Genomic DNA, 302 nt, shown 5'->3' on the forward strand with positions numbered 1-302 from the left:
ACCTCTTCCGATAATGACAAGCGCTCACGTGAAGAGCTGCTTGAAGAACTTGAGTATCTTCGGGCGGAGAATGCTTACCTAAAAAAATTGGAAGCCTTAGTTCAAGCGAAGAAGTCGGCTGCGCAGAAAAAGCCCAAGTAGTGCATGAACTAAGGCTGCAATTTCGCTTGCCGCACCTGTTGAAAGCGGCAACTCTGCCGCGCAGTACCTTTTACTATCAAGTCAAGGCGCTCGCGTCTGGCGATAAGTACCAGGAGCTAAAGCAAGCCATCAAGACGATCTATGCCTGCCACAAAGGGCGT

1 pseudogene is annotated in these 302 nt (G+C 50.0%); it reads left to right on the forward strand.

The features are described 5' to 3' along the window. A pseudogene (locus tag QPK32_RS26490) lies at positions 1-302 on the forward strand (IS3 family transposase); the annotation flags it as partial.

The sequence above is a fragment of the Massilia sp. YIM B02763 genome (genome assembly GCF_030412015.1).
GTDB lineage: Bacteria > Pseudomonadota > Gammaproteobacteria > Burkholderiales > Burkholderiaceae_D > Telluria.